This window comes from Comamonas antarctica, from assembly GCF_013363755.1.
Taxonomy (GTDB): Bacteria; Pseudomonadota; Gammaproteobacteria; order Burkholderiales; family Burkholderiaceae_C; genus Comamonas; species Comamonas antarctica.
In genome coordinates, this window is the sequence record NZ_CP054841.1 from 413973 (window position 1) to 436930 (window position 22958).

A 22958-nucleotide genomic window follows, 5' to 3' on the forward strand; every position below is an offset into this window, starting at 1 on the left:
AGCGCCAGGCCTGTGTTACAAACCGCAGCATCGAATTGCGGAAATCCCCATGGCCACCGAAGGCAACGCCAGCCAACTCATCAGCATTGTCACCCTGCTTGGCGCGGCGGTGATTGCCGTGCCCCTGTTCAAGCGCCTGGGGCTGGGCGCGGTGCTGGGCTATCTGGCCGGCGGCCTGGCCATCGGCCCGTTCGGCCTGGGCCTGGTCAACGATCCGCAGACCATCATCCATGTGGCCGAGCTGGGCGTGGTGATGTTCCTGTTCATCATCGGCCTGGAGATGAAGCCTTCGCACCTGTGGAGCCTGCGCGGCCAGATCTTCGGGCTGGGCAGCCTGCAGGTGGGCCTGAGCGCGCTGCTGCTGACCGGCGTCGGCGTGGCCTTTGCGTTCCCCTGGCAGATTGCCTTCATCGCCGGCGCGGGCTTCGTGCTCACCTCCACCGCCATCGTCATGCAGGTGCTGGCCGAGCGCGGCGACATCCATGCGCCGCGCGGCCAGCGCGTGGTCTCGATCCTGCTGTTCGAGGATTTGCTGATCGTGCCCCTGCTGGCCATCGTGGCCTTCATCGCGCCCGTCGATGCGTCGCTCGCGCCGGCCACGCCGCTGTGGCAGCGCATAGGCCTGGCCGGGCTGTCGCTGGCGGCGCTGGTGGCCGCGGGCCTGTGGCTGCTCAACCCGCTGTTTCGCGTGCTGGCCAAGTCCAAGGCGCGCGAAGTCATGACCGCCGCCGCGCTGCTGGTGGTGCTGGGCGCGGCGCTGCTCATGGACCTGGGCGGCCTGTCCATGGCCATGGGCGCGTTCGTCGCCGGCGTGCTGCTGTCGGAGTCGACCTTCCGCCACCAGCTTGAAGCCGACATCGAGCCTTTCCGCGGCCTGCTGCTGGGCCTGTTCTTCCTCGGCGTGGGCATGGCGCTGAACCTCGAGGTGGTGGCCGCGAACTGGCAGCTGATTGCCGCCGCCGTGCTGCTGCTGATGCTGGCCAAGGCGCTGTGCATCTACCTCGTGGCGCGCGTCACGCGCAGCACGCATGCCGATGCCATCGACCGCGCCGTGCTGATGGCCCAGGGCGGCGAGTTTGCCTTCGTGCTGTTTGCCGAAGCGCTCAAGCTGCAGGTGATCAGCGCCGAGGTCAGCGCCAACCTGACGGCCGTCGTTGTGCTGTCCATGGCGCTCACGCCGCTGGTGCTGGTGCTGCGCAAGCGCTTTGCGCGCCCGCAGCCGGCCTCGCTCGACGGCGTCGATGCCGCCGAGAACCTGCAGGGCAATGTGCTGATCATCGGCTTCGGCCGCGTCGGCCAGATCGCGAGCCAGGGGCCGCTGGCACGCGGCGCGCAACTGTCGATCATCGACATCGACCCCGACGTGATCCGCGCCGCCGAGCCCTATGGCTTCAAGGTCTACTACGGCGACGGCGCGCGCACCGACGTGCTGCATGCCGCGGGCGCGCACGGCGCCCAGGTGGTGCTGGTCTGCGTGGACAACAAGCAGGCCGTGACGCGCATCGTCGAGAGCCTGCGCCGCGAGTTTCCGCAGGTGACGGTGGTCACGCGCGCCAGCGACCGCGAGCACGCGGTCGAACTCGTCAAGCTGGACGCAAGCCACGTGGTGCGCGAGACCTTTGAATCGGCGCTGGTCATGGGCGAGAAAGCCGTGCTCGCGCTGGGCGCGTCGGAGGCCGAGGCCAGCGACCTGACGCGCGTGGTGCGCTGCCGCGACAACGAGCGCTTTGCGATCGAGACCGCGGGCGGCAACTTCGCCGGACGCGCCCTGCTGCTGGGCAACATCGAATACATCGCGCCGCCGCAGCACGCGGAGCACGCGCACGAGCCGCCGCCGGCAACGCCGGGCATGCCATGATCGGCCTGCCTGCTCCTCTTTCCTCCACCGCTGCCCATGCCCATGTCTGAACACTACCGTTTCCACGAACTGTTTGCCCAGCTGGGCCTGCCCAACTCGGCCGCCGACATCGCCGCCTTCCTGCAGCGGCACCGCCCCCTGCCCAACGACGTGCTGCTGGCCGATGCGCCGTTCTGGGACGCGTCGCAGGCGCAGTTCATCCGCGAGAAAAAGCAGCAGGATGCGCCCGAGTGGATCCAGCTGATCGACCAGCTCAGCGAGGCCTTGCGCGAGCCCGCGCCCAGTCACAGCGCGCTGGGCGCAACCCGCGTGCTGGCCCTGTCGGGCAGCCTGCGCCAGGCCTCCTTCAACACCGCGCTGGCGCATGCCGCCAAGGCGCTGGCGCCGCAAGGCCTGCAGCTGGAAGTCGCGACGCTGCACGGCATTCCGCTGTATGACGGCGATCTCGAAGCCAGCCAGGGCATTCCGCCGGCGGTGCAGGCGCTCAAAGCGCAGATCCTGCAGGCCGACGCGCTGCTGCTGGTCACGCCCGAATACAACAACGGCGTGCCCGGCGTGTTCAAGAACGCCATCGACTGGCTGTCGCGCGCCGACGGCAAGGCGATCTTCGCGCAGCGCCCCACGGGCCTGATCGGCGCCTCCATGGGCGGCTTCGGTACCTTGTCATCGCAGACCGCCTGGCTGCCCACGCTCAAGCTGCTGGGCGTGCGCCTCTACAGCGGCGGGTCGGTGCTGGTCTCGCGCGCGCAAAACGCCTTCGATGCCCAAGGCGCGCTGATCGATGCCGCGGGCCAGAAGAATCTGGCCGCCTATCTCGCGGGCTTCGAGGAATTCGTGCTGCAGGCGCAGGCGCGTTAAGCGCCCTCGCGTCGCTTCGGCCGCGGCGGCGCATACCGTCCAGGCCAGTTCTTCGAACGACAGCGCTCAGTCTTTGCCCGCAAACCACGCCGGGGCGCGGGCAGCCTGCCGCGAGACCAGGCTGCGAATGCGCTGGTCATGACCGGTTTCAAGACTTCTGCGCAGTGTGTCCATATCGGCATCCGGTAGCTCCGCGGCTCCCTGGGCAAATACAAACGGCTTCGCGCCCAGCGACCTTGCCGCGAAGCCGGCATGCTCGCGCGTGATCATCAAGCCCATGCCCTGCTCGATGACGCGTACCGGCAAGGTGGCATGCATCTGCGGCACACCCAGCGGCAGCACGAGACGCCCACCGGGCTTGAGATGGTGCAGCCAGCGCTCCGCGGGGCGCGCCACGCCGAAATTGACGTAAATGGCATCGACCGGAAATTCCGGCTGTGCCGCCCCATCGGCGCAAATGACCTCGATATTGGCAGCACCAGCGAGATTGCCATGCAGCCGGGCCGCCGGGCCGCCGGGCCGCCAGCTTGTCATTGCATTCCACCGCCAGCACCTTGCCCCTGGGGCCGACGAGCTGCGACAGAATGGAGGTGTAATACCCCGTCCCCGCGTCGATGTGCGCCACCACCTCGCCCGCCTTCGGCTGCAGGGCATGCAGCCAGCGCGCATGCAGCACCGGGCTGCCATTGTTGACACCGCGCGCAGCGTCGAGGCCCACGACCACATCCTGATAGATCAAGACGGGATCATTCTGCGGCAACGTGATGTAGCCATCCCAAGGCGTAAGAATCTGCCAGTTATCCCTGCCAAGGAACCGCTCTCGGGGCACGCTGGCGAAAGCCTGCTCCAGGCGTTTGTTTCCCGACGCATTTGCCAAAGCCAAGACTTGCCTGGCGAAAACTGCGCGGATCAGCACAAGCGGGCAGACTGGAAACGGAGTCATTGAGGCCTCCGGATGAACATGGTCACTTGCGCTGGCCGACCGGATGATGACGCAACTCCCTACCGAGGGCCTGAAGCCCGCGGCGTGGCGCCATCACCGGGCAACAGTTGGATCCGGCCGCATTCACGTTAGCGTGCATCGAGCCAAGATGGCAGATGTCGGCACTAATCGCCGTAATGGTACCGGCATGCCAGGACGATCACATCCTCGTCCGTAGCGCGGTAAACCAGCCGGTTTGTCTGATCGATGCGCCTGGACCAATAGCCCGACAGATTGCCCACCAGCGGCTCGGGCTTGCCGGTGCCCACAAAAGGCTCGCGAGCGGCCTCGGTAAGCAAGGCATTGATTCGCTTGAGGGCCTTTTTGTCGTGACCATGCCAGTACAGATAGTCGTCCCAAGCATGGGGCAAGAACTTGATGGCCCGGCTCACGGTTCCAACAGCTCATGGGGCTTGGCTGCGCCCTTGCGGTCCTGCTCCACGGCCGACATCAGACGGCGCGCATTGGCCGGGCTTTGCATCAAGTGCAAGGTCTCCAGCATGCTGTTGTAGGTGGACTCGGAAAGAAGCACCGCGTTCTCCCCATCACGCCTGTGAATGAGCGTCACATCGCAGTCCGCCACAACGCGATCAATGACGCCTTTGAACTGGCTCCTGGCTTGGCTGAAACTGATGACACGCATGGCGGCTCCTAAGTTGTACTTAATATTGTACTAGTTTCATCAACGCCCTTCGACTGCCGCCCTCATGGTCTGGGAAGTACACCCCCACCGCAGCCCACAGGCCCTAAGCGCGCGCCAAATGGCCCAAGGCACACGAGCCTGGTCGCCAGCCCCCCCAGAAGCAGCCATCTGCCCAACGCCAACAGGCAAGCGTCCTCACATCCTTTCTCAGGCTCTCACCTCGATCAAATGGGAGCAACTGCCGTACAGGACCTGCCTTTTTGCCTGCCGCCACCCTCTGCCGCACCCTCACTTCGAGAGCGATCTTTCAAAACATAACAATTAATCAGAACGCACCACAATGAGAGATATGATGCGTCAATAAAATAAAATTAAATAAAACAACCCACAAAGAGCAGAGAAAGCGACCGCCCTGCCGAAGCGCAAAACGCCCTGCAGCAGTCTTTGAAGGAAGGAAAATGGCGTTGTCTTCACCGGTCATGACGAATCGGCATGGGAGACTTCAGGGAACTATGATGGCTTGAAGACAGTGAGCGAAACATCCAACGGTGTACGAGTGGCATCGCCCCTCGCGTTCAGATGCTGGACTGCGCAGAAAATGCGGGGTATAGGGCGTTCTATGGGCAGCGAAACCTGCTATGCATGGAATAAGACGCTGCTTATCGCGAGTTATTCCATAATGAACTGCCTGTTTGCCGGAAAGAAGCAAGCAAGTTTCGCCTCAAATTCAAAGCGAGTGCGAGTTTGAGCGCCCCGTGCCGGTCACCAGCAGGCGCCCTCTACGGTCCTCACTAATAGCAACTGCACCATCGTGACCGACGCCAGCCATTTACACCACTTCGATGTGCCAGCCCTTACTCAAGAGCATGGTTCGCAATCCTGGCGGAACCCGCTCTTCGTTTGCAGCTAGACACAACAACGCTGCTGGGCGAGACATCGCAACGTAGAGATTCCGCATTTGGGCCTGCTGTGTCTTTGGGAGCATGTCGAGCTTTTTCGAGGCAATCCCGGCGATGTATTCAAGCCCTAACGCGACGTCAAATTTCCTACTGGTGCCACCGTAGGCTTCCAAGACCAAGGATGCGGAGTGCGTCTCGCCCTTCATCCCAGCTGTGGTACCCAGTCCAAATTCAAGACTCCGCCCTAAGTGGGAGACTTGGCACCTCGCCGAGGCAGCCGAGTTCGTCGTCCCTTGCAGTCCTGGCCCATCAAATACGCTCAAAGCTGAGAACTTATCAAACTCGAGTCCATTCGGAAGGTACGGTTGGAGTCCTACATATACAAGCTCGATGGTCGAATCACGCTGGCCGACGCCACAGAGTTGCTCGCCAGAAATCGCCAGATGACGGGTGATACCTTCAATCGGCCCTGATGCCCCAAACTCTCTTGCGGCCCGAGGCAGCGCACGCGCATCTCGAACGCCGCTCACCAGAGGCGACGCCGCCGCGCGAAGCACCAGCAGCAGCGCCCTCCGGACGTCAGCAACACGCGAGTTGAGCGATGCCTCCCGCAGGGTCCTCTTTGCATCGCCGACGAGCCCCCAGAAGCTTTCAGAACGCATGCTGGCGATTTGCTGGCCTTCACCATAGGCTTGCCAATAATCAACAAGGTGGCGTCCAACCGCAACCTTCCCTTCTCCCGACTTGCGAGTGCACATCGCCTTCACCTCGCGGGCCGCAGCTTCCTCCTCGGTCAGGCGATCAATGACTAGGCGGCCATAGTGCGGCACCACCTTGGCTATATCTGCCGTGGAGTACAAGAGTAGGATCGGCGCATGGGTGCCAGATCCCTCTCCAACAACTGCATTGCCGCTCAGACGCACGCTGCTCACCGCGCTTGCGATGGCCGGACCAAATCGCTTACTGGTACTGATGCAACCGTAACCGCTCCGCGGGAACGTGAGGAGGTCAGCGTTCTCCTCGTCCGAGAGAATCTTTTGGTCTACATCCCCGAATCTTTGCATCACCGACTTCCGATCGAAGATACGATTCAGGAAAGACTCCTGGTCCCAGGACGTATCCTGCATCTCGTCGATGAACACCATAGGGAACCGTCGGTGAACGACATCCACGAGATGGGGACACGTATTGAGCGCGCGGTCGGCATACGCGAACATGTCCCGATGCCGGAAGATGCCGTCCTTGGTAAGCATCTTCTTAAGCGTCATCAGTGACTTGTACGACGCCGTGTGCGTACCGGGCAGTTTTCCGCTCTCAACTTGCAACTGGAGGTCCGCTGTCCGATAGAACAAGGAAGTGGCGATGCCGTCGCCATTGTTCTGATTCTCCAGATACACGCGCAGGCCCGAGAACATGCCCAGCTGAAGAAGCGACTTAGCCCTATCCGCGAAGACAACATCGTCGATGACATCTACCTTTTGGCCCAAGCTCCGCAGCATAGGCATCGAGAAAAACTGGTTAACGAAGGCATGGATGGTGCCGACGAAATGGGGGTAGCTCAGTAGCTGCGCGCCCTCAGAGCTCCCCGCTAAGCGCCGCGCAATTTCGTCCCGCGCTACGTTGGTGTGGCTGAGAACACAGATTCCGCGTCGCGCATGTGGCCACTTCTTCGCTAGCAAGAGCAGCTTGGCTGCGAGCAATGAAGTCTTCCCACTACCCGGAACCGCATTGAAGTCACGCGAACCATTTTCCAGCAGCGCGCTCCGACGCTCCACATCATCGAAGTTTAGGTCCTTGACTAAGGTCGTGAGGTCGGCCAGGTCCACCAGTTCGAGATTGACCGCGCTCACGCTCCATCCCCCTGCGTGATACCCGTCGACGCACTTGGCAGAACGACTGGGGCTATCAGCGCGGTTCCAGCCTGACCATGTGTCTGAGCATTAGCGACGAGGGTGCCTTGCGGAACAGGCACGGCCGGAATGAACGACGGCCCTGAGGGGAATGCCGCAGGCACTGGAGGCAGCGGAGGCAGCGTGGAGCTTGGGGCTGACGCTGCAGCTCCAGGCACGGTGAGCGCGGTTAACACTGCCGCTCCCGCCCCGGCCGTCATTGCAGGCTTCGCGGCTGGAGCGATAGTCAAGTGGGAGAGTGCTGCCTGCAAGTAAGGAGGCAAAGCCTTGAACAGGTCTTCGCCCGTTCCATACTTGCCCGTGCAGACTAGATGGGCCGCGTACTGGGCCGCAATGGCCTTGGATGCTTCCTTTAGTTGAAGTGGCTTGTAGATGATTGCCGCAAGCTCCTCCTTGGTGTGCCCTGCACTGTCCAACGAGGTCCAGCTCAACTCAGCTGCGGCCAGCGCCTTAATCTCATCGGCTTCTTCAAGACGTTCATCGCGAGACTTTGCCTTGGCTGCCAGAGAAATCGCCAAGTGCATTAGCTTTGCGCAGCCATGTAGCGCCAGGTCGAACTCAAGCGTCCAACGATCAGAAACACACACTATGGTCTTGCCGCCTTCAGCTCGTTCCTTCTTCCTCTGCACCGCTTCAGCCAACTCTAGCGCGGAGTAATCAGAATCGAAGCGCTTACCTTTGGCGGGCTTGGCGACGTAAGGCTTCGCGACGTCGGGCACAATGTCCCGGTCCGTCAGGCAGACCACCGGAATAGGAATCTCCGGGCCGGCTCCCTCGCGCTGAAGGATGCGGGCGTAGTGATACAGGCCAGTGTGTCCGACGTTGACCATTGACACGCCATGCCGTGAGAACGACCGACCGCACATCTCAGCGATAGCAGGAACCAAGATAGCTTCGGCAGGTCCCTCTACCATCATGACACCGCGGGCGAAGAACAAGTTCGCCTTGGTTGCGTCGACGAAGCGGTGCAGGAACGAGTAATCGGTGCGCTTGAGCTTCGTCTTGCCCACCGCTAACGGAAAGGTCTGAGCCTTGTGCACCAGCGTCATGTCTTCGATACGAGCGGTCGACACCAGCGAAGGGCTATGAGTCGTCATGATGACCTGCACGCGCTTCCGCGCTTGCTCCTCGTTAGAGTGTTCCTTCAGTAGGTCCATCACGCGCTCTTGCAGCTGCGGATGGAGGTGAGCCTCAGGCTCTTCTACAAGCAGCAGAGCGAGTTCCTCGCCGTCCCGTAGCAGGACCAGCTCTGTGGCCATGAACAGCGCGTTGTTGTAGCCAAGGCCCCGCGCACAACGTTCATCCGGATGAATATGCGTGCCGGGAAGTAAGGAAAGCTCGAACTTCTCAAGGATTGGCGTTAGCGAAAGGTCGGGGGCGATACGAATGCGCGACTGAAGCTCCTCGCCGGAGAACGCGAACTGACCGAGGTAGTTATCGTTGATGTCCTTCTCTACGCCCTTGACGACCTCATGCTCACCCAGGTGATGCTGCGCAAACGCCATCAGGCCGACCAAGCGCTCAGGAACATCTTTGGGCGAGGCCTTGTCGAAGTCGTTCACTTCCTGACCTGCGATGTCGTTGTGAGCGCCAAGAATCTGCGAAAGACGCGATTGGCGGCCTGGTCGCAACTCCGCTTCGGCGTCACGCAGTGGCCTCAAGTAGGTCGCGCGCACAAGCTCTCTGACCGCGTAGCCAACCTCCGGTCCGGTTCCAGCAGCGCCGGTTCGGACGACTGTGTCGACGCGCGCTCGCTTTGTCGCTTGCGGCGGGTGGTAGCGCGCCTCGAGATGGAGGATGAGCGAGCAGGTTCCGTCCGCGGCGAGGGTGAGCCATTCGAGAACCGATGCCTCTTGGTCTGGGCTCAATCCACACAGAGTGGCTTCGATGCTGAGCGTTTGGGCGCGGCCTTTGCCTTCAACGTGGAAGTCCTGCTCAAAGAGCCTGACAGGCTCATAGCTTGTCGTCAGCAGTAACTGCCGGATGGCATCAACGATGCCAGTCTTGCCCGCATCGTTCTCACCGACAAGGATGTTGAGCCCGGGATTGAGCTCCCAGTTCAGTTCAGGTGCAGTCGTGCCGTCTCCAAATGCGCGATAGTTGCGCGCCCGGATGTGCTTCAGGTACATGCTTTCTCCCCCACTTATTTGTTGGCATAGCCTGCGAAATTATGCAGGCTCCATTCGACTTATGTTCTCGCTTGCCGCTTAGGTCATTCACACCATTGCGATGTTGTCTTCACTGTCTCATCCCACGGAAATAGGCTCCGTACCGTACAGGCCCGTGAGTTGACGTGTTTGGACGCGCTCGGCGCCAAACCTCTTGACGCTCACGCAACATTATCACTTCTGCGTACCTATTTTGGGGAATCGAAATTTCGCCTCGAACGTCCGCTGTGCACATCTCGGCCGCAGTCGCGTGCACGTCTTGCCTGATAAGTGTTTTCAGCTGGTGACGTCCATTCGGAATCGGTAAGCTGTATTCCGGACCTTGGAGATGTTTGCAGACCTGCAGTGACGTCGACGAATGACCGGAAGCCAGCAGATTTCGGACGTTCCGATTTAGGCCGCGATAGACAGCACACGCTGCAAAGCAGACACCAGCATAGTCACTCTTGATACCTTTTCTGGCTGACTGACGGAACGTGTGAACTTTTACGGTCATGGACTGATGATCGCCAGCTTTAATGCTTTAAAGGTGCCTTTAAACCGACACAGCCGTATGCAAACTGCGTATTCTGGATCTGCGCAGGCACCAGGCCGCTCTAGGTAAATACCCCAAAAATAAATCAGCGAAGTTTTAGGGGTCATCATTTCGGCTCCTCCCCCTCCCAGCCGAGGGTTAACCAGTAAATAATTACAACTTTAAACCGGCTCCCATCACTCGATCGGAGATACACTCTGCTTTAGATAGTTTGGGAGCGAAAAAACCTCTCACCGTTAACGCCAATAGCACTATCTTAGGCCGAGGTACCATCTTCGTTTTATTGAAATCGGGTTTCATATCCTTTCTTTATGTCTCAATTTGCACTTTCAGCAGACGGCCAAGAGATCGATGCCCATGAGCTATCAGACTGATGATTGGGAGCGCATGAAAGCCACATCTAATCGTGGTTCTTACGTTATGTCTTGCTGTAAGTCTCCTGCGGTGCTGAAAACAAGCATACTTGGAATACATTTTTTCTCCCACGTCTCCGATGAATGTTTCACAGCACCAGAAACCATTTGGCATCGCGATGCCAAATCGAGCGTCGTGGCAGCCCTTGATGCTCTCAAGATTAAATCCCAGGAAGAAGTGTCTGGGGTCACACCAGATGGCCAAAAGTGGCGGGCTGATGTGTTCTTCGAGCACTGCGGACGACGTTTTGCAATCGAGCTCCAACATACACCGCAGACCCTCTCAGAGTTCATGCGTCGGCAGCAGCGCTATGAAGCGTCAAGTGTGAAGTGCTATTGGGTGGTTCGAACAGAAGTGTTTTTGCGCTTACAGAAGGCCACTGTTCAGTATGCCCTAAAGCGTTTTCATGGCGGCAAGTTGCCAGTGGACGGAGTTGGAACTGGCGCCATTCCAGAGCTGCCGGTGGCTATGTTGCAGCCAGGCACTGAGCAGCCCATGCAATTTGGGTTATTAAAGGCCTCCACGATCACAACTTGGATACTAGCTTTGCTAGAAAACCGCTACAAGTACTTTGAAGGATCTTGGTACATCACTGAGCAGCAATCGCTTTTCTAATGCGGACTATATAACTGAGCGCCGGAACTTAAGAATTGCATTTCCTTTAAGATGAACAGTGGACCACTGCCCTAATGTGCAGAGCTTGACCACCACGCGGATCCCGGCTGTTCAAATGGCGAGGCAGAGATGGTTTGCTAAAGTTTCCATCTTGTGCATGATTACCTTTGACATATGGCCGGGGCCAGCAATGTGGCCACAAAAGGCCCCCGTTCAACAACTAGCTTACTATCATTTTTGGAAGATTGAATGCTAAATCTATTAGACACAGGCCGTATGGCCTACAAATTCGGCAAATGGCGTGCTATTCCATATTTTTTAGCAACGCCACTTCCCCTGATCTTCGCCACCTTGATGCTTTCAGTCTTTGGCATCTTGCCAGGTAACCCGAGCCCGCCAACTGCCGTTCAATGGATAGGGATTATTCTATACGGGTCAGGCTCAGCTATAGGGATATGCGGCTGCTATCAGCTGTATCGCGATCACGTACACCATGATTATTACCAGGAGGCAGACCGCTATCAACGCGAAGGCTGGTAGCTACGCGGATACTGCCTCCAAAGATGCCGAGCCAGTTAGGTGGTAGCCCAAGCCAACGAAATTTGGCTACCATCAACGATTGATCGGCTTTTTTCGAACACAAGGGACCTGCTTTCTCGCCCGGCGATAGCCACCGCTTTAGCCTGAATTAACGCCTAATCCCGCCGTCTGGCGCAATGTAGTAGATACATCCTACGGCAGTACGCAGCTCGACACTTCTGACTTAGTTCGTCTGCAGAAAAACGTCGTACTTGATCAAGTTGGATTTGTGTGTCAGCTATGGTTTCTGTGGCCCGGCCTCAAAGCAAGCTTTGCATCGTTTGCACTGGTTGCAGGGCTGTTATGCGCCTCCATGTACCGCTTGCGTGCGACTACAGCAAAGCCTCATAAGTAACGATAACGCACTACTTATCGTGATCTATTTCAACAGAACGATCGCTCGAACTTCGAGACAGAGCAGTGAATCGCCTCAAATACGTGAACCCGATACGTCCAGTCGCAATGACCTGATTCAAGACGAAATGCCTGGGCGCATACGCGGTGGCGGTGAGACGCGCGATTTCCAGAAAGACGATACCGTGACGTTCGAGACCCGCAACGGTTGGAACAACATGGGCGTGGTTGTACGCATCAACCATCGCACCGCGACGATCGGCACGGGTGACGGCGGGAGTTTACGCGTGCCATCCCACATGTTGCGAACAACTGCTCGACATCTGAACCCTGCCCCAACTTCACAACACGTTACTTACCTCACTGAGACCTGGGGGCTAAGCTAACGCAAAAAAGCGACGCCGCTCCCGACGTCCCGCAAAGCCCGGAGAAGTTCAGTGTTTGCGGTGACGTCTATAAACAGCTACTACAAAAAATCATCACCAAAGAACTTTTTTATGGCACTTAAGCCCGGACCCAAACCGATCGCTAAATCTACTGGCAAGCCCGATCAACGTCGTCGCGATAACAAGGAAACTCCCGGTAACACATCTACTCTGAAGCCTAGCAAGCCTAAACCCAAGAATTGATATAGCTGGGTTCGCAGTTGCAGCGGGAGTAGCAGATCTTCCTACGGGAGATCTGCTACTCCCATATATTCGCGTGCGTATGTGCCGAACTCATTGATAGCAAGTTTCGCGTTTATGGGGCACATACGGCGCGCGTCAAGGTATTTCTCCTCATTTACGCAGTCAATGGCAACATATCTTTGGCGGCCCGGCATCCCGATTTCTCAGTAGCGCTTAGTTTTGACCGAACCGTACCAGTTTTCGTGGAGGCGGTTTAGCTCAAGTCAGGCGGCCACTATGACGCCCCGAATTGCTACTTTTTCCTAATTAGAGGTGTGCTGCTCAGATAACTCGCGATAAGGTCCCTTTCTCACAAGCTTAGGCTCGACACGCCCTGCTGGGAGTCACGTCGCGTGTGATGGCGCTGACGAGATTTTTCTTTCCGAGTGGCGCCCTTCTGTGCACTGTCTTACAGGATTTGGAGCTGCGAAGCACCGTCGGAAATTCCTCGAGCAACCCATCACAACGCGTCTCGAATGAGAGTCAATCCCTGAGGCGTTGCGAGCGCCTACGGCTGCGGTGAATCACAGCTAGTTGCTCTTGGCCATCATCTGGGCAGCTATTTCTTTCAGCCCTTTGCGGCCCGACATACTGCATTGGTGTCTCGCAGCCCCTGAAGAGCGCGCTTGCGCAGTGGCACAATCCTCGGCAGCCTGCGCGTTCGCCCAGCACCCTCACCTCATCTCCGACCAGATACGCCGGCCCCGAAACACAGGCAAAAAATAGAGGAGCTCACTTCCATGGGCATCGACACACATCCACAGCTTGCGCCGGAAGACTATGCCGACTGGCTGGCCCAGCTCAAAGGCCAGATTGCGCAGGCCAGGCAACGCGCGGCGCTGGCCATAAACGCTGAGCTGGTGCAACTCTATGCGCGCATTGGGCGAGACATTTTGCAACGCCAGCAGGCCCAGGGCTGGGGCGCCAAGGTAATCGAGCGGCTGGCGCGTGACCTCAAGGAGGCATTTCCAGATATGCGCGGTTGGTCGTCCAGCAACCTCAAGTACATGCGGTTTTTTGCCCAGCATTGCCCGGACGGGCAATTTGGTCAGCAGCCTGCTGACCAATTGCCTTGGTTCCATATCGTCACCTTGCTGACGCAGTTGGACAGCATGCAGGATCGCGCCTGGTACGCCACGCAGACGCTGCAGCACGGGTGGTCGCGCACCACGCTCGCCGTGCACATCAAAAACCGCCTGCATCTGCGCCAGGGCGCAGCGGTCACGAACTTCGAGGCCCGCTTGCCAGCGCCCGCGTCTGCGATGGCTCTCGAAACGCTCAAAGATCCGTATCTGTTCGACTTTCTCGGTTTGGGCGATGATGCGCAAGAGCGCGAGATCGAAAACGGGCTGATCCGCCATATCACACGCTTCCTGCTGGAGTTGGGGGCGGGATTTGCCTTCGTGGGCCGACAGTTTAGGCTGGAGGTTGGTGGCGACGAGTTTTTTATCGACCTGCTGTTCTATCACACGCGCCTGAAATGCTATGTGGTGGTGGAGCTCAAGGCCACGGCCTTCAGGCCAGAACACGCGGGCCAACTCAACTTTTACCTCGCAGCAGTGGATGCACAGGTCAAAGCCGAGGATGACAAGCCCACCATTGGCTTACTTCTATGCAAGCAGCAAAATCGGTTGGTGGCGGAATATGCGCTCTCGGGAATCGATAAACCCATAGGCGTAGCCGAATACCAGTTGCTGCGCGACCTCCCTGATGCGCTGGAACAGAGTCTGCCAAGCATTGCCGATATCGAAGCAGAACTAGCCGGTGATTTAGAGACGTTGCAAGCACCGGAAGAGCCAAACTTTCCACAATGAGTGCTCCAGTGCACGTTTCGGCCAACGTCACCCTTGATCTCGGTCGTAGTGATCGATGCCAATGAGGACGTTGGCCAAGGTAATCTCGGCATCGTGACCGCCCATTTCGGCAGACGCAACGAGCGGCCCCACGGCCATTGCTGCGTAGCGGGTGAACTCTAGAGCCTGCCGCCAGGGTTCAGATCATGACTCAGGCCTCCTGAACACATGCATCCGGTATTTCATCTTTATGCGGAACAGACCTTTGGCCTGGCCGCCGGCGCGGACCCAATTGCAGCCCGAAGCTCTGGTCATTTTCAAGTGGCGTTAATATTACAAATTGAAATAACCGCGCATCACGCGTGTTATGACATGGGCACTACAGGGAATTCCATGGACGATACAACACGGGAAGTTTCGGTGGCCGTAGCCGAACTGAAGATCGACGCCACCCTCATCGCCAAGTTGAACTTGGCCGACTTTCAGAATTCCGTACCGTTGATTCGGGATCTCTGGCTGATCAACGAGACCGGCAAAACGCACGAGCAGGTGGAGCTGCTCCTGACTTCCAGCCCACCGTTTCTCAAGCCGCGCGCCTGGCACATTGACACGCTGGCGGCCGGCTCACGCCTTGCGATCCGCGATCTGGATCTGAACCTGGATGGCGGATTGCTGGCACGTCTCACCGAAGCCGAAACCGCCACAGTCTCTCTCGCCCTGCGGTGCGCGGGCTCGGATCCTGCTGCGCCGGTCCTCACACAACGTGATATCCAACTGGAGCTACTGCCACGCAACCAGTGGGGCGGGCTGTCGCATTTGCCTGATTTGGTGGCAGCCTTCGTACAGCCAAATGATCCGGCCGTGGACAGGCTGCTGAAGCGTACCGCGGAGGTTCTGCGGCAAAACCATCGCAACCCCGCATTGGACGGTTACGCCGGCGGTGCCAAACGCGCCTGGGAACTGGCGTCGGCGATCTGGGGCGCCACCGCCGGCATGCAGCTGGACTATGCGCTTCCACCCGCCAGTTTCGAACAATCGGGTCAGAAGGTTCGCAGCCCCAGCCAAATTGAATCCTCCGGCCTGGGCACATGTTTCGACCTAGCCCAGCTGTTTTGCGCCGCGCTGGAGCAGGCAGGCTTGAATCCGATGCTGATCTTCACCGAGGGCCATGCCTTCGCTGGAGTGTGGCTGCAGCCCGAGGAGTTCTCGACGACGGTCGTCGACGATGTCACCGCCTTGCGCAAGCGCCTCAGGCTCAAGGAGCTGGTGCTGTTCGAAACCACACTGATCACGCAGCGACCGACTGTTCCTTTCAGTTACGCCACGGAGCGCGGTGCCCAGCAGGTGGACGAAACCCTCGACGCCACATTCCGCCTGGCGGTGGACATCCGGCGTGCCCGGCTGCAGCGCATCAAACCCTTGGCCAGCGCAGAGGCGGCAGCGGCTGTATCCGTAGATGCGACGACCACGTCTGGCGCGACCGTGATGGAGGACGCACCAGACCTGCCCGACAGCCCACCTGCCAATGCAGATGACATCAGCCAACTCGATCCCCGGGACCGGCTGCTGCGCTGGCAACGCAAGCTGCTGGACCTGTCTCTGCGCAACAACCTGCTGAATTTCAAGAGCGGCAAGAAGGCGCTCAAGCTGGAAGCGCCGGATGCAGGAGCGCTGGAAGACCTGCTGGCCAGTGGCCAGCCGCTGAAGCTGCTGCCACGCCCGGACCTGATGGACGGCGCCGATCCACGCAATCAGGCCATATACGAGGCGCGCGAGCGGGAGAATGTGCGCCGAGCTCACGCGCTCGGTGCGCTGCAACGGCGCGAGATCTTTGTCGGCGTCGCCGAATCCGAGCTAGATGTGCGCCTCACCGACCTTTTCCGCGGCGCGCGCACGACCTTGCAGGAAGGGGGCGCGAACACCCTCTATCTCGCGTTGGGCTTTCTGTCGTGGACACGTGAGGACCGCGACGGCCAGCGCTACCGTGCCCCCTTGATCCTGGTACCGGTCAGCCTGCAGCGCAAGAGTGTACGCTCCGGTTTCACGCTCACCTTGCACGACGATGAGCCGCGTTTCAATCCCACCTTGATCGAAATGCTGCGCCAGGACTTCGAGCTGAATCTGGGGACGCTCGAGGGCGAATTGCCGCGGGACGAGGCCGGCCTGGATGTCGCAGCCGTGTGGAAAACCGTAGGCCACGCCATCAAGGACATTAAAGGCTGGGAAGTGACCGAGGAGGTGGTGCTGTCCATGTTCTCGTTTGCTAAGTACCTGATGTGGAAGGACCTGGCCCAGCGCAGCGAGCAACTGCGCGAAAACGCCGTGGTGCGCCATCTGCTGGACACGCCACGCGATGCCTATCCACCGGGTGCTCCGTTCCCGCAGGTGCGTGAGCTGGACCAGCATTTTGGCCCCGCACAGGTGTTCTGCCCCCTGCCCGCGGATTCTTCGCAACTGTCGGCCGTGCTGGCTGCCTCGCAAGGCAAGGACTTCGTGCTGATTGGGCCACCCGGAACCGGCAAGAGCCAGACCATCGCCAATCTGATCGCCCAGTCCCTGGCCCAGGGCCGTCGCGTGCTGTTTGTGTCGGAAAAAATCGCGGCGCTCGACGTCGTATACCGGCGCCTAAGGGAAATCGGACTGGGAGAGTTCTGCCTCGAATTGCACTCCAGCAAGGCACGCAAGCTCGACGTGCTGGCACAGCTGCAATCGGCTTGGTCCAGCAGCGGCCAGGCCGACGCCGAACAGTGGCGTGCCGAAGCCGAGAAGCTCCAACGGCTGCGTGATGTGCTGAACATCTATGTCGAACGTCTTCACCTGCTGCGCCGCAACGGCCTGAGCCTGTTTGCGGCCATGGGCACGGTCAGTGCGGGACGCGACATCGCTCGCCTGGATCTGGTGTGGCCTTCGCCCGAGCACCACGATGATGCCGGCATGGAGCAGTTGCGCAACGCCGTTGACAGGCTGGAAGTCAATGCCCAGGCCATCGGGCATGCCGCACTGGTGCAGCATCCCTTGGCGTTGGTCGGCCAGGGCGATTGGTCACCGACCTGGCAGCAGCAACTGGTCGCCGCGGCGCGCGACGTGCTGCCCGCAGCCCAGACAACAGTCGATTCCGCCCAGGCACTTGTCGAGGCCATTGGCTTGCCCTCTTGCGCCTTGACGCCCGAAACCTGCGAGGCGCTGCTGCTTCTGGCCCGGCGCCTGCCATCGGCCGCCGGCCACGACTGGCGTTTTGTGCTGCGTCCCGACGCGCGCACTCTATGCCAGCGCCTTGCGCAAGGCGCAGTGCTCAAGCGCCGGCATGCCGAACTGAACGCGCAGCTTTCCACGCCATGGCCGATGGCGGTCTCGCTAGCCTGCGACAAGGCGCTGGCCGCGCTCACAGAACATCGGCAAACCCGACTGCAACTGGGCGCGCCTTGGCCGGCGGCGGTCATCGAGCAAATCAACCAGGGATTGGAGCTGCTGTCGCAGCTTGCCGAACAGCACGCACAGCTATCGGTCAGCTACGGACCTCATGTCGAACAACTCGATGTCGCCCAGTTGCAGCAGGCATGGGCGCAGGCAGAGCAGGCGTTCTGGCCCAACTCCTGGCTTGGCAAGCGCAAGGTCACGGCCCAACTGGCCAGCGCGATTCCCGCTGGGTCGGAACCCGATATCGACGCCGATCTGCGGCGGTGGAACGCCATCCGTGCTCTGCGCCAACAAATCCAGAACCTTGCTCCCGCCCCCGAGTGCAAGGACGTGTGGGCCGGGTTGGACACGCAAGCGGAAAAGGTGCGCACCGCTCTGCGCTGGCAAAGCGCATTGGTTGCGGTGCATGACGACCGTGCCTGGGAAGACAACGGTTTCGACATCATCGCCAGCGGCGAATGCGGAGCTGCCATGCAGGCCGATCTGCAAAAAGCACGGCGGTTGCTCCAGCTCGATCAGGAGATCGCGGCCTACGCTGGACTGGCGGCGCTTACCGATGGCTTGTGGGCCGGCCATGGCACCCAGGCCGAGGCGCTGCGCGCCGCCTTGGACTTCCTTGCCGACTGGCGCAGCCATGTCCAGCAAGGCAGCTTGGCGCAGCGCCACAGCATGGTCGAGCAAGGCCTTTGTGGCCCCACGCTGGCACGTGATCTCCAGACTTTCCAGCAGCGTACGCAAACCGAGGTTGAGCTGTCCGCCCTGGACGATTTGCGCGAATCCACCGATGGCTTGTGGAAAGGCTTGGCCACCCAACTTCAAGACCTTGAAGGGGCCTGCCAGCTGCGCGAGGATCTGGCTGCGGTGATGGCCCGTCTGGCCTGCACTCCCGAACAGATTTCTGCCTGCAGGGCGCCGTTGCACGCGCTGCTGGGCGACGCCAATGCACTGCTTGAGCCAGGAGGACGGATCGCACTTGCTGGCGACCGCTACCTGGCGAGCTGGGAGCAGTTGCTTCCCCGGCGTGAGGCGCTGGCAACCACCGGGCATTTTGCCGAGGAGGCCCAAGCGCGGTGGCAGTCGCTGTCACTTGACGACCTTATCGCACACAGCCAGTCCGTCGTGCGCGCCGAGCACAGCCTGCGCAGCTGGTGCGCCTGGCGCCAGGCACGCGGCGAAGCACTGGCGCTGGGCCTGTCCCCTGTCGTCCAGGGCATCGAGCAAGGTCAGGTCGGACCTGGCGAGACACGGCAAGCCTTCGAAACCAACTACGCGCGCTGGTGGCTCAACGCGGTCGTCGATCATGAGCCGGTCATTCGCGGCTTTGTCAGCGCCGAACACGAACAGCGCATCCGCGATTTCCGCGCACTCGACGACCGCTTCACCGTGCTCACCCGCGACTGGCTGCGCGCCCGGCTATGCGCCGACCTTCCCGCGCAAGACAACGTGAGCCGCAACTCCGAGTGGGGACTGCTGCGGCACGAGATGGGCAAGAAACGCGCGCACCTTCCACTGCGTGACTTGATGAGCAAGATCCCCGAAGCGCTCACCAAGCTAACACCCTGTCTGCTGATGAGCCCGCTGTCCATCGCCCAGTATCTGCAGGCCGGCGCCAACGCCTTCGACCTGGTGATCTTCGACGAAGCCTCGCAGATCCCGGTCTGGGACGCGATTGGCGCCATCGCTCGTGGCCGCCAGGTGGTCATGGTCGGCGATCCCAAGCAGCTGCCGCCGACCTCGTTCTTCGACCGCGCTGAGTCGGGACTGGACGACGAAGACGTGGAAGCCGATCTGGAAAGCATTCTCGACGAGTGCATAGGCGCCAACCTGCCGACACGCAATCTGAACTGGCACTACCGCTCCCGCCACGAAAGCCTGATCGCTTTCTCCAACCACGCCTACTACGATGGCGAGCTGGTCACCTTCCCGTCTCCCGTCACCGACGATCGCGCCGTGAGCCTGGAGGTGGTGTCGGGCACATACCAGAAGGGAGGCGCGCGCACCAACCCGGCAGAGGCCAAGGCATTGGTCGCCGAGGTGGTGTCTCGCCTAACCGCGCCCGGATTCCGCGAAAGCAAATACACCATTGGCGTCGTGACGTTCAACGCTGAACAGCAAAAACTGATCGAGGATCTGTTCGACGACGCCAGGCGCAAGGACCCTCGGCTGGAGCCCTACTTCGACGATGCCGAGCCGGAGCCACTGTTTGTCAAGAACCTCGAGAGTGTGCAGGGTGACGAGCGCGACCTCATCTTCTTTTCCCTGACCTATGGTCCAGACGCCGCAGGTCAGCTGGCCATGAACTTCGGCCCGCTCAATCGCCAGGGCGGCGAGCGCCGGCTTAACGTGGCGATCACACGGGCGCGCCAGGAACTGCGCGTGTTCTCCAGCTTCCGAGCCGAGCAAATGGATTTGGCTCGTACCCAGGCCATCGGCGTGCGCGATCTCAAGCATTTCATGGAATTCGCCGAACGTGGTGCCCGCGCCCTTGCGGAAGCCAACCGCGGCAGCCTCGGCGGCTTCGATAGCCCCTTCGAGCAGGCCGTGGCCACTGCATTGAGCCACCGCGGCTGGCGCGTTCAATCACAGATTGGCGCTTCTTCGTTCCGTGTCGACCTGGGCATCGTCGATCCCGACGCACCGGGCCGTTACCTGGCCGGCGTGGAGTGCGATGGCGCCACCTATCACCGCAGTGCCACGGCACGTGACCGCGACAAGCTGCGCGAACAGGTGCTGCGCGGGCTGGGCTGGGAAATCGTGCGGATCTGGTCTACGGACTGGTGGGTCGATCCCGTCGGCACGCTGGACAGAGTGGACGCCCGGCTGCAGGCATTGCTCAGCGTGCAACGTGGGCGGCGTGCCGAACAAGCCGAACGCGATGCCGAGGCCGAGCGCCAAGCGCAATCGGCTATCGCGCAGGCCAGCTCATCGGCGATGGCGTCTGAACGGATACCTGCGGTACCGGTTCCAGATGTGGAAGCGGGTGCTGCCGAAGCTCCTTCTGAAACCTCCTTGCCGCATGCTGAAGAAATCTTTGCCAGGCAGGTCTCGGCGACACCCGTCACTTTCGACGTCGTGAACGCTACGCATTTGATCGGGTCTACCTACCAGGCCACCAGCCCTGCCGAAAAGGTTACAGGCGCTGATCCAGATCGCTTCTACGATAGCGATTACAACCATGTTCTGTCGGCCATGATTGCCCATGTCATCGAGCATGAAGGGCCTGTTCTCGACGCATTGCTGGCACGTCGCATTGCCCGCGCACATGGTTGGTTACGTACCGGCGCCCGGATCCGCGAGCGTGTGTTTGAACTCGCCCGGGAGCGCTACCGTTCGACGGAAGAAGAGGTTGGCAAGTTCTATTGGCCTGGCCATCTTGATCCCACCGCGAAGTCTCCTTTCCGCGCACCTGGCGACGAAGACAGCGTACGTGTGGTCGACGAAATCTGCATTTCTGAATTGCTATCGTTGGCGGAAAGTGTGATCTCACAGGGCGCACAAGGCGAAGCCGTGTATCAGTCCATGGCGCGAAGGCTCGGACTGCAACAGTTGCGGGCAGCCAGTCGGGCGCGACTGGAAGTTGCAGTGCGTAGCCTGCCAAGCGCGGATTCTGCATAAGACCGTCGTTGATCACGATGACTTGTTACAGCCGGCAGCGACCCCACAGCACACCAGTACCATGCCAACTCAAAATGCACGTGGACGACCCAAACCGGTTGCGTTCAGTGGCCTGTTTCTGCCCTCATATCAATGGGAGATGAAGATCAAGGGGGTCCCAGTTCATGAAATGGAAGATGCGGCTGGGGAGCGTGGCACTTTGTTCAGGCATCTGCGCCGCAAGGATGCTTCGCCCCGCCGCATCGCCGAGCTGGCTGTTAGCAGCCTACGATCCCTCGCTAAATCCAACTCCCAGGTGGCAATCCATCTAGATGCTTTCGAAGCAATAGCAAAGTCTGACGCGCCGTTGGCAGACGAAGTTGCCGATCGCCTTGCTGCAACATTGCCAGGTTATTGGGGTTGTTTCTTGGCCGGGGTACGACGCAATCCTGCACGAATACTGCTTTTTATCTTGACCTATGTAGAAATCGAGCAAGCATCCGTTGCAGCCGACGCTGCCTTTGCAAAAGGCGACTACTGTGCCACGGCAGAAATCGTAAGAGTCGATCCAACTCTGCGCATGTTTTGGTGCGAGGAGAGTCTGCAGCGGTTGGCCTCAGCCCAAGATGTGAGGCAGACCCTATCAGCCCGTGTATACGCCTGGGTCCAAGTGCAACTCTGTGTCATAGCTCGATCATCCATTTTCGAAGCAGATGCTACGCAAGCAATGACGCTTTGCGGTGCTGCCGAAAAGCTCCTGGATGGTACGCGGGTGTTGCCGGGAGTTCAGTGGTTGAAAATGGCCAAGCAGTTGACTGATGCATCAAGTCTGGCCAACCTGCGCGAGCAGCTTCTGCGCAACGGTACCACCCATGACAAACTGCCCAGCGAGGCCACCATCAAACGTTGGAGCCGAGGAGCCGTCTTTCCCCAACAAACCCCGGCCTTGCAGCTCTTTGTCGAGCGAATTGCTGAACGTGCGCATATCCGAGATCCCAGAGTGTCAGCGGACCATGCCTATGCAGCTCTGGCCCACATGTATCGAATTGCCAATCGGCTTCAGCACACTCATTGGTTCGCTTCGCAGGTACGAAAAAATCCAGATGAAATGCTGAAGCGAGGTTTTGCGGCCTGGCACGCGCATCACCTTGCAGCCGATGACACGCCATTTGGCTCTAACTACGCCTAACGGGAGTCACAAGGCACCCTGGGGGGATTGTTGCTTCTGCCTTTTCCTGAAACGCCCTTTCCAGGACCTGCAGGCCAACCACCGTCATTGCCCGGTCCCAAGCCCTTTCCTCTGCCAGGACGTGGCGGCGATGTATTGGCCGGGGCGTTGGAACTAGTTTTTTTTGCAGTTTGAGCAGAATTCATGAATGTTCTCCGAAACACGGCAACAGCACCGTGGAACCAATTCTCAGATGCCAGAATCGTTTCGACGGGATCACATTTTTGGCAACTCATGCCAGATCTTGGCAATCCAAAGTCAACGAATCACGCCAAGCTTTGCGCCGAATGGTGCACTGGAAGCTACACAGGACTCTCATGTTCCATTCACGCGTGTGCGTCCGGACCACTGACGGGCGCCAAGTTCAGCGACTCAAGCTCGCCCCGAATAGCTAACGATAAGCGCTGCTTGTTGCGCACTGGCTTGTTGCGCACTGGCTTGTT

13 protein-coding genes and 1 pseudogene are annotated in these 22958 nt (G+C 59.9%); 7 read left to right on the top strand and 7 right to left on the bottom strand.

Going from position 1 to position 22958, the window contains the following annotated elements:
• Positions 1-49 precede the first annotated feature (49 nt).
• Both HUK68_RS21245 and HUK68_RS21250 read left to right on the top strand, forming a co-directional pair.
• Positions 50-1858, top strand: a complete 1809-nt coding sequence (locus HUK68_RS21245) for a monovalent cation:proton antiporter-2 (CPA2) family protein (RefSeq protein WP_175506237.1) — start codon at positions 50-52, stop codon at positions 1856-1858.
• A gap of 36 nt (positions 1859-1894) precedes the next feature.
• On the top strand, positions 1895-2716 hold the full coding sequence (locus HUK68_RS21250; RefSeq protein WP_350355239.1) for a DUF2789 family protein: 822 nt from the start codon (positions 1895-1897) through the stop codon (positions 2714-2716).
• Between the two features lie 66 nt (positions 2717-2782).
• Here HUK68_RS21250 and HUK68_RS21255 read toward each other — a convergent pair whose 3' ends face one another.
• The 7 genes and pseudogenes from HUK68_RS21255 to HUK68_RS21285 all read right to left on the bottom strand — a co-directional run bounded on the left by HUK68_RS21255 (position 2783) and on the right by HUK68_RS21285 (position 9279).
• Complete coding sequence (locus tag HUK68_RS21255) at positions 2783-3250, bottom strand: hypothetical protein (protein ID WP_175506238.1); 468 nt, start codon at positions 3248-3250, stop codon at positions 2783-2785.
• 43 nt (positions 3251-3293) lie between these two features.
• Positions 3294-3659 (bottom strand): annotated as a pseudogene (locus HUK68_RS23515) (hypothetical protein); the annotation flags it as partial.
• 164 nt (positions 3660-3823) lie between these two features.
• Positions 3824-4090, bottom strand: coding sequence for a Txe/YoeB family addiction module toxin (locus HUK68_RS21265; protein WP_175506239.1), 267 nt, complete (start codon positions 4088-4090; stop codon positions 3824-3826).
• On the bottom strand, positions 4087-4341 hold the full coding sequence (locus tag HUK68_RS21270) for a type II toxin-antitoxin system Phd/YefM family antitoxin (RefSeq protein WP_175506240.1): 255 nt from the start codon (positions 4339-4341) through the stop codon (positions 4087-4089). The genes HUK68_RS21265 and HUK68_RS21270 overlap by 4 nt, the downstream gene beginning before the upstream one ends.
• 325 nt (positions 4342-4666) lie before the next feature.
• Positions 4667-4822 carry a hypothetical protein gene (locus HUK68_RS21275; RefSeq protein WP_175506241.1) on the bottom strand — a complete coding sequence of 52 codons (156 nt, stop codon included), beginning with the start codon at positions 4820-4822 and terminating at the stop codon, positions 4667-4669.
• 348 nt (positions 4823-5170) lie between these two features.
• Positions 5171-7090, bottom strand: coding sequence for a UvrD-helicase domain-containing protein (locus HUK68_RS21280; RefSeq protein ID WP_175506242.1), 1920 nt, complete (start codon positions 7088-7090; stop codon positions 5171-5173).
• A complete protein-coding gene (locus HUK68_RS21285) occupies positions 7087-9279 on the bottom strand; it encodes an ATP-dependent nuclease (protein ID WP_244146377.1) in 2193 nt (730 codons plus the stop codon). Before HUK68_RS21285 ends, HUK68_RS21280 begins: the two co-directional genes overlap by 4 nt.
• 931 nt (positions 9280-10210) lie before the next feature.
• On the opposite strand from HUK68_RS21285, the gene HUK68_RS21290 reads away from it, so the two are divergent.
• The 5 genes from HUK68_RS21290 to HUK68_RS21310 all read left to right on the top strand — a co-directional run bounded on the left by HUK68_RS21290 (position 10211) and on the right by HUK68_RS21310 (position 22476).
• Positions 10211-10882 (top strand): competence protein CoiA family protein, encoded by a 672-nt coding sequence (locus HUK68_RS21290; protein ID WP_175506243.1) that lies wholly within the window; start codon positions 10211-10213, stop codon positions 10880-10882.
• A 276-nt stretch (positions 10883-11158) separates the two neighbouring features.
• The gene (locus HUK68_RS21295) at positions 11159-11422 is read left to right on the top strand and encodes a hypothetical protein (protein WP_175506244.1); all 264 of its coding nucleotides are present in this window, start codon (positions 11159-11161) and stop codon (positions 11420-11422) included.
• A gap of 1801 nt (positions 11423-13223) precedes the next feature.
• Complete coding sequence (locus HUK68_RS21300) at positions 13224-14297, top strand: PDDEXK nuclease domain-containing protein (RefSeq protein WP_175506245.1); 1074 nt, start codon at positions 13224-13226, stop codon at positions 14295-14297.
• Between the two features lie 372 nt (positions 14298-14669).
• Positions 14670-21308, top strand: coding sequence for a DUF3320 domain-containing protein (locus HUK68_RS21305; protein ID WP_175506246.1), 6639 nt, complete (start codon positions 14670-14672; stop codon positions 21306-21308).
• A 139-nt stretch (positions 21309-21447) separates the two neighbouring features.
• The gene (locus HUK68_RS21310) at positions 21448-22476 is read left to right on the top strand and encodes a hypothetical protein (RefSeq protein ID WP_175506247.1); all 1029 of its coding nucleotides are present in this window, start codon (positions 21448-21450) and stop codon (positions 22474-22476) included.
• The last annotated feature ends 482 nt before the right edge of the window (positions 22477-22958 follow it).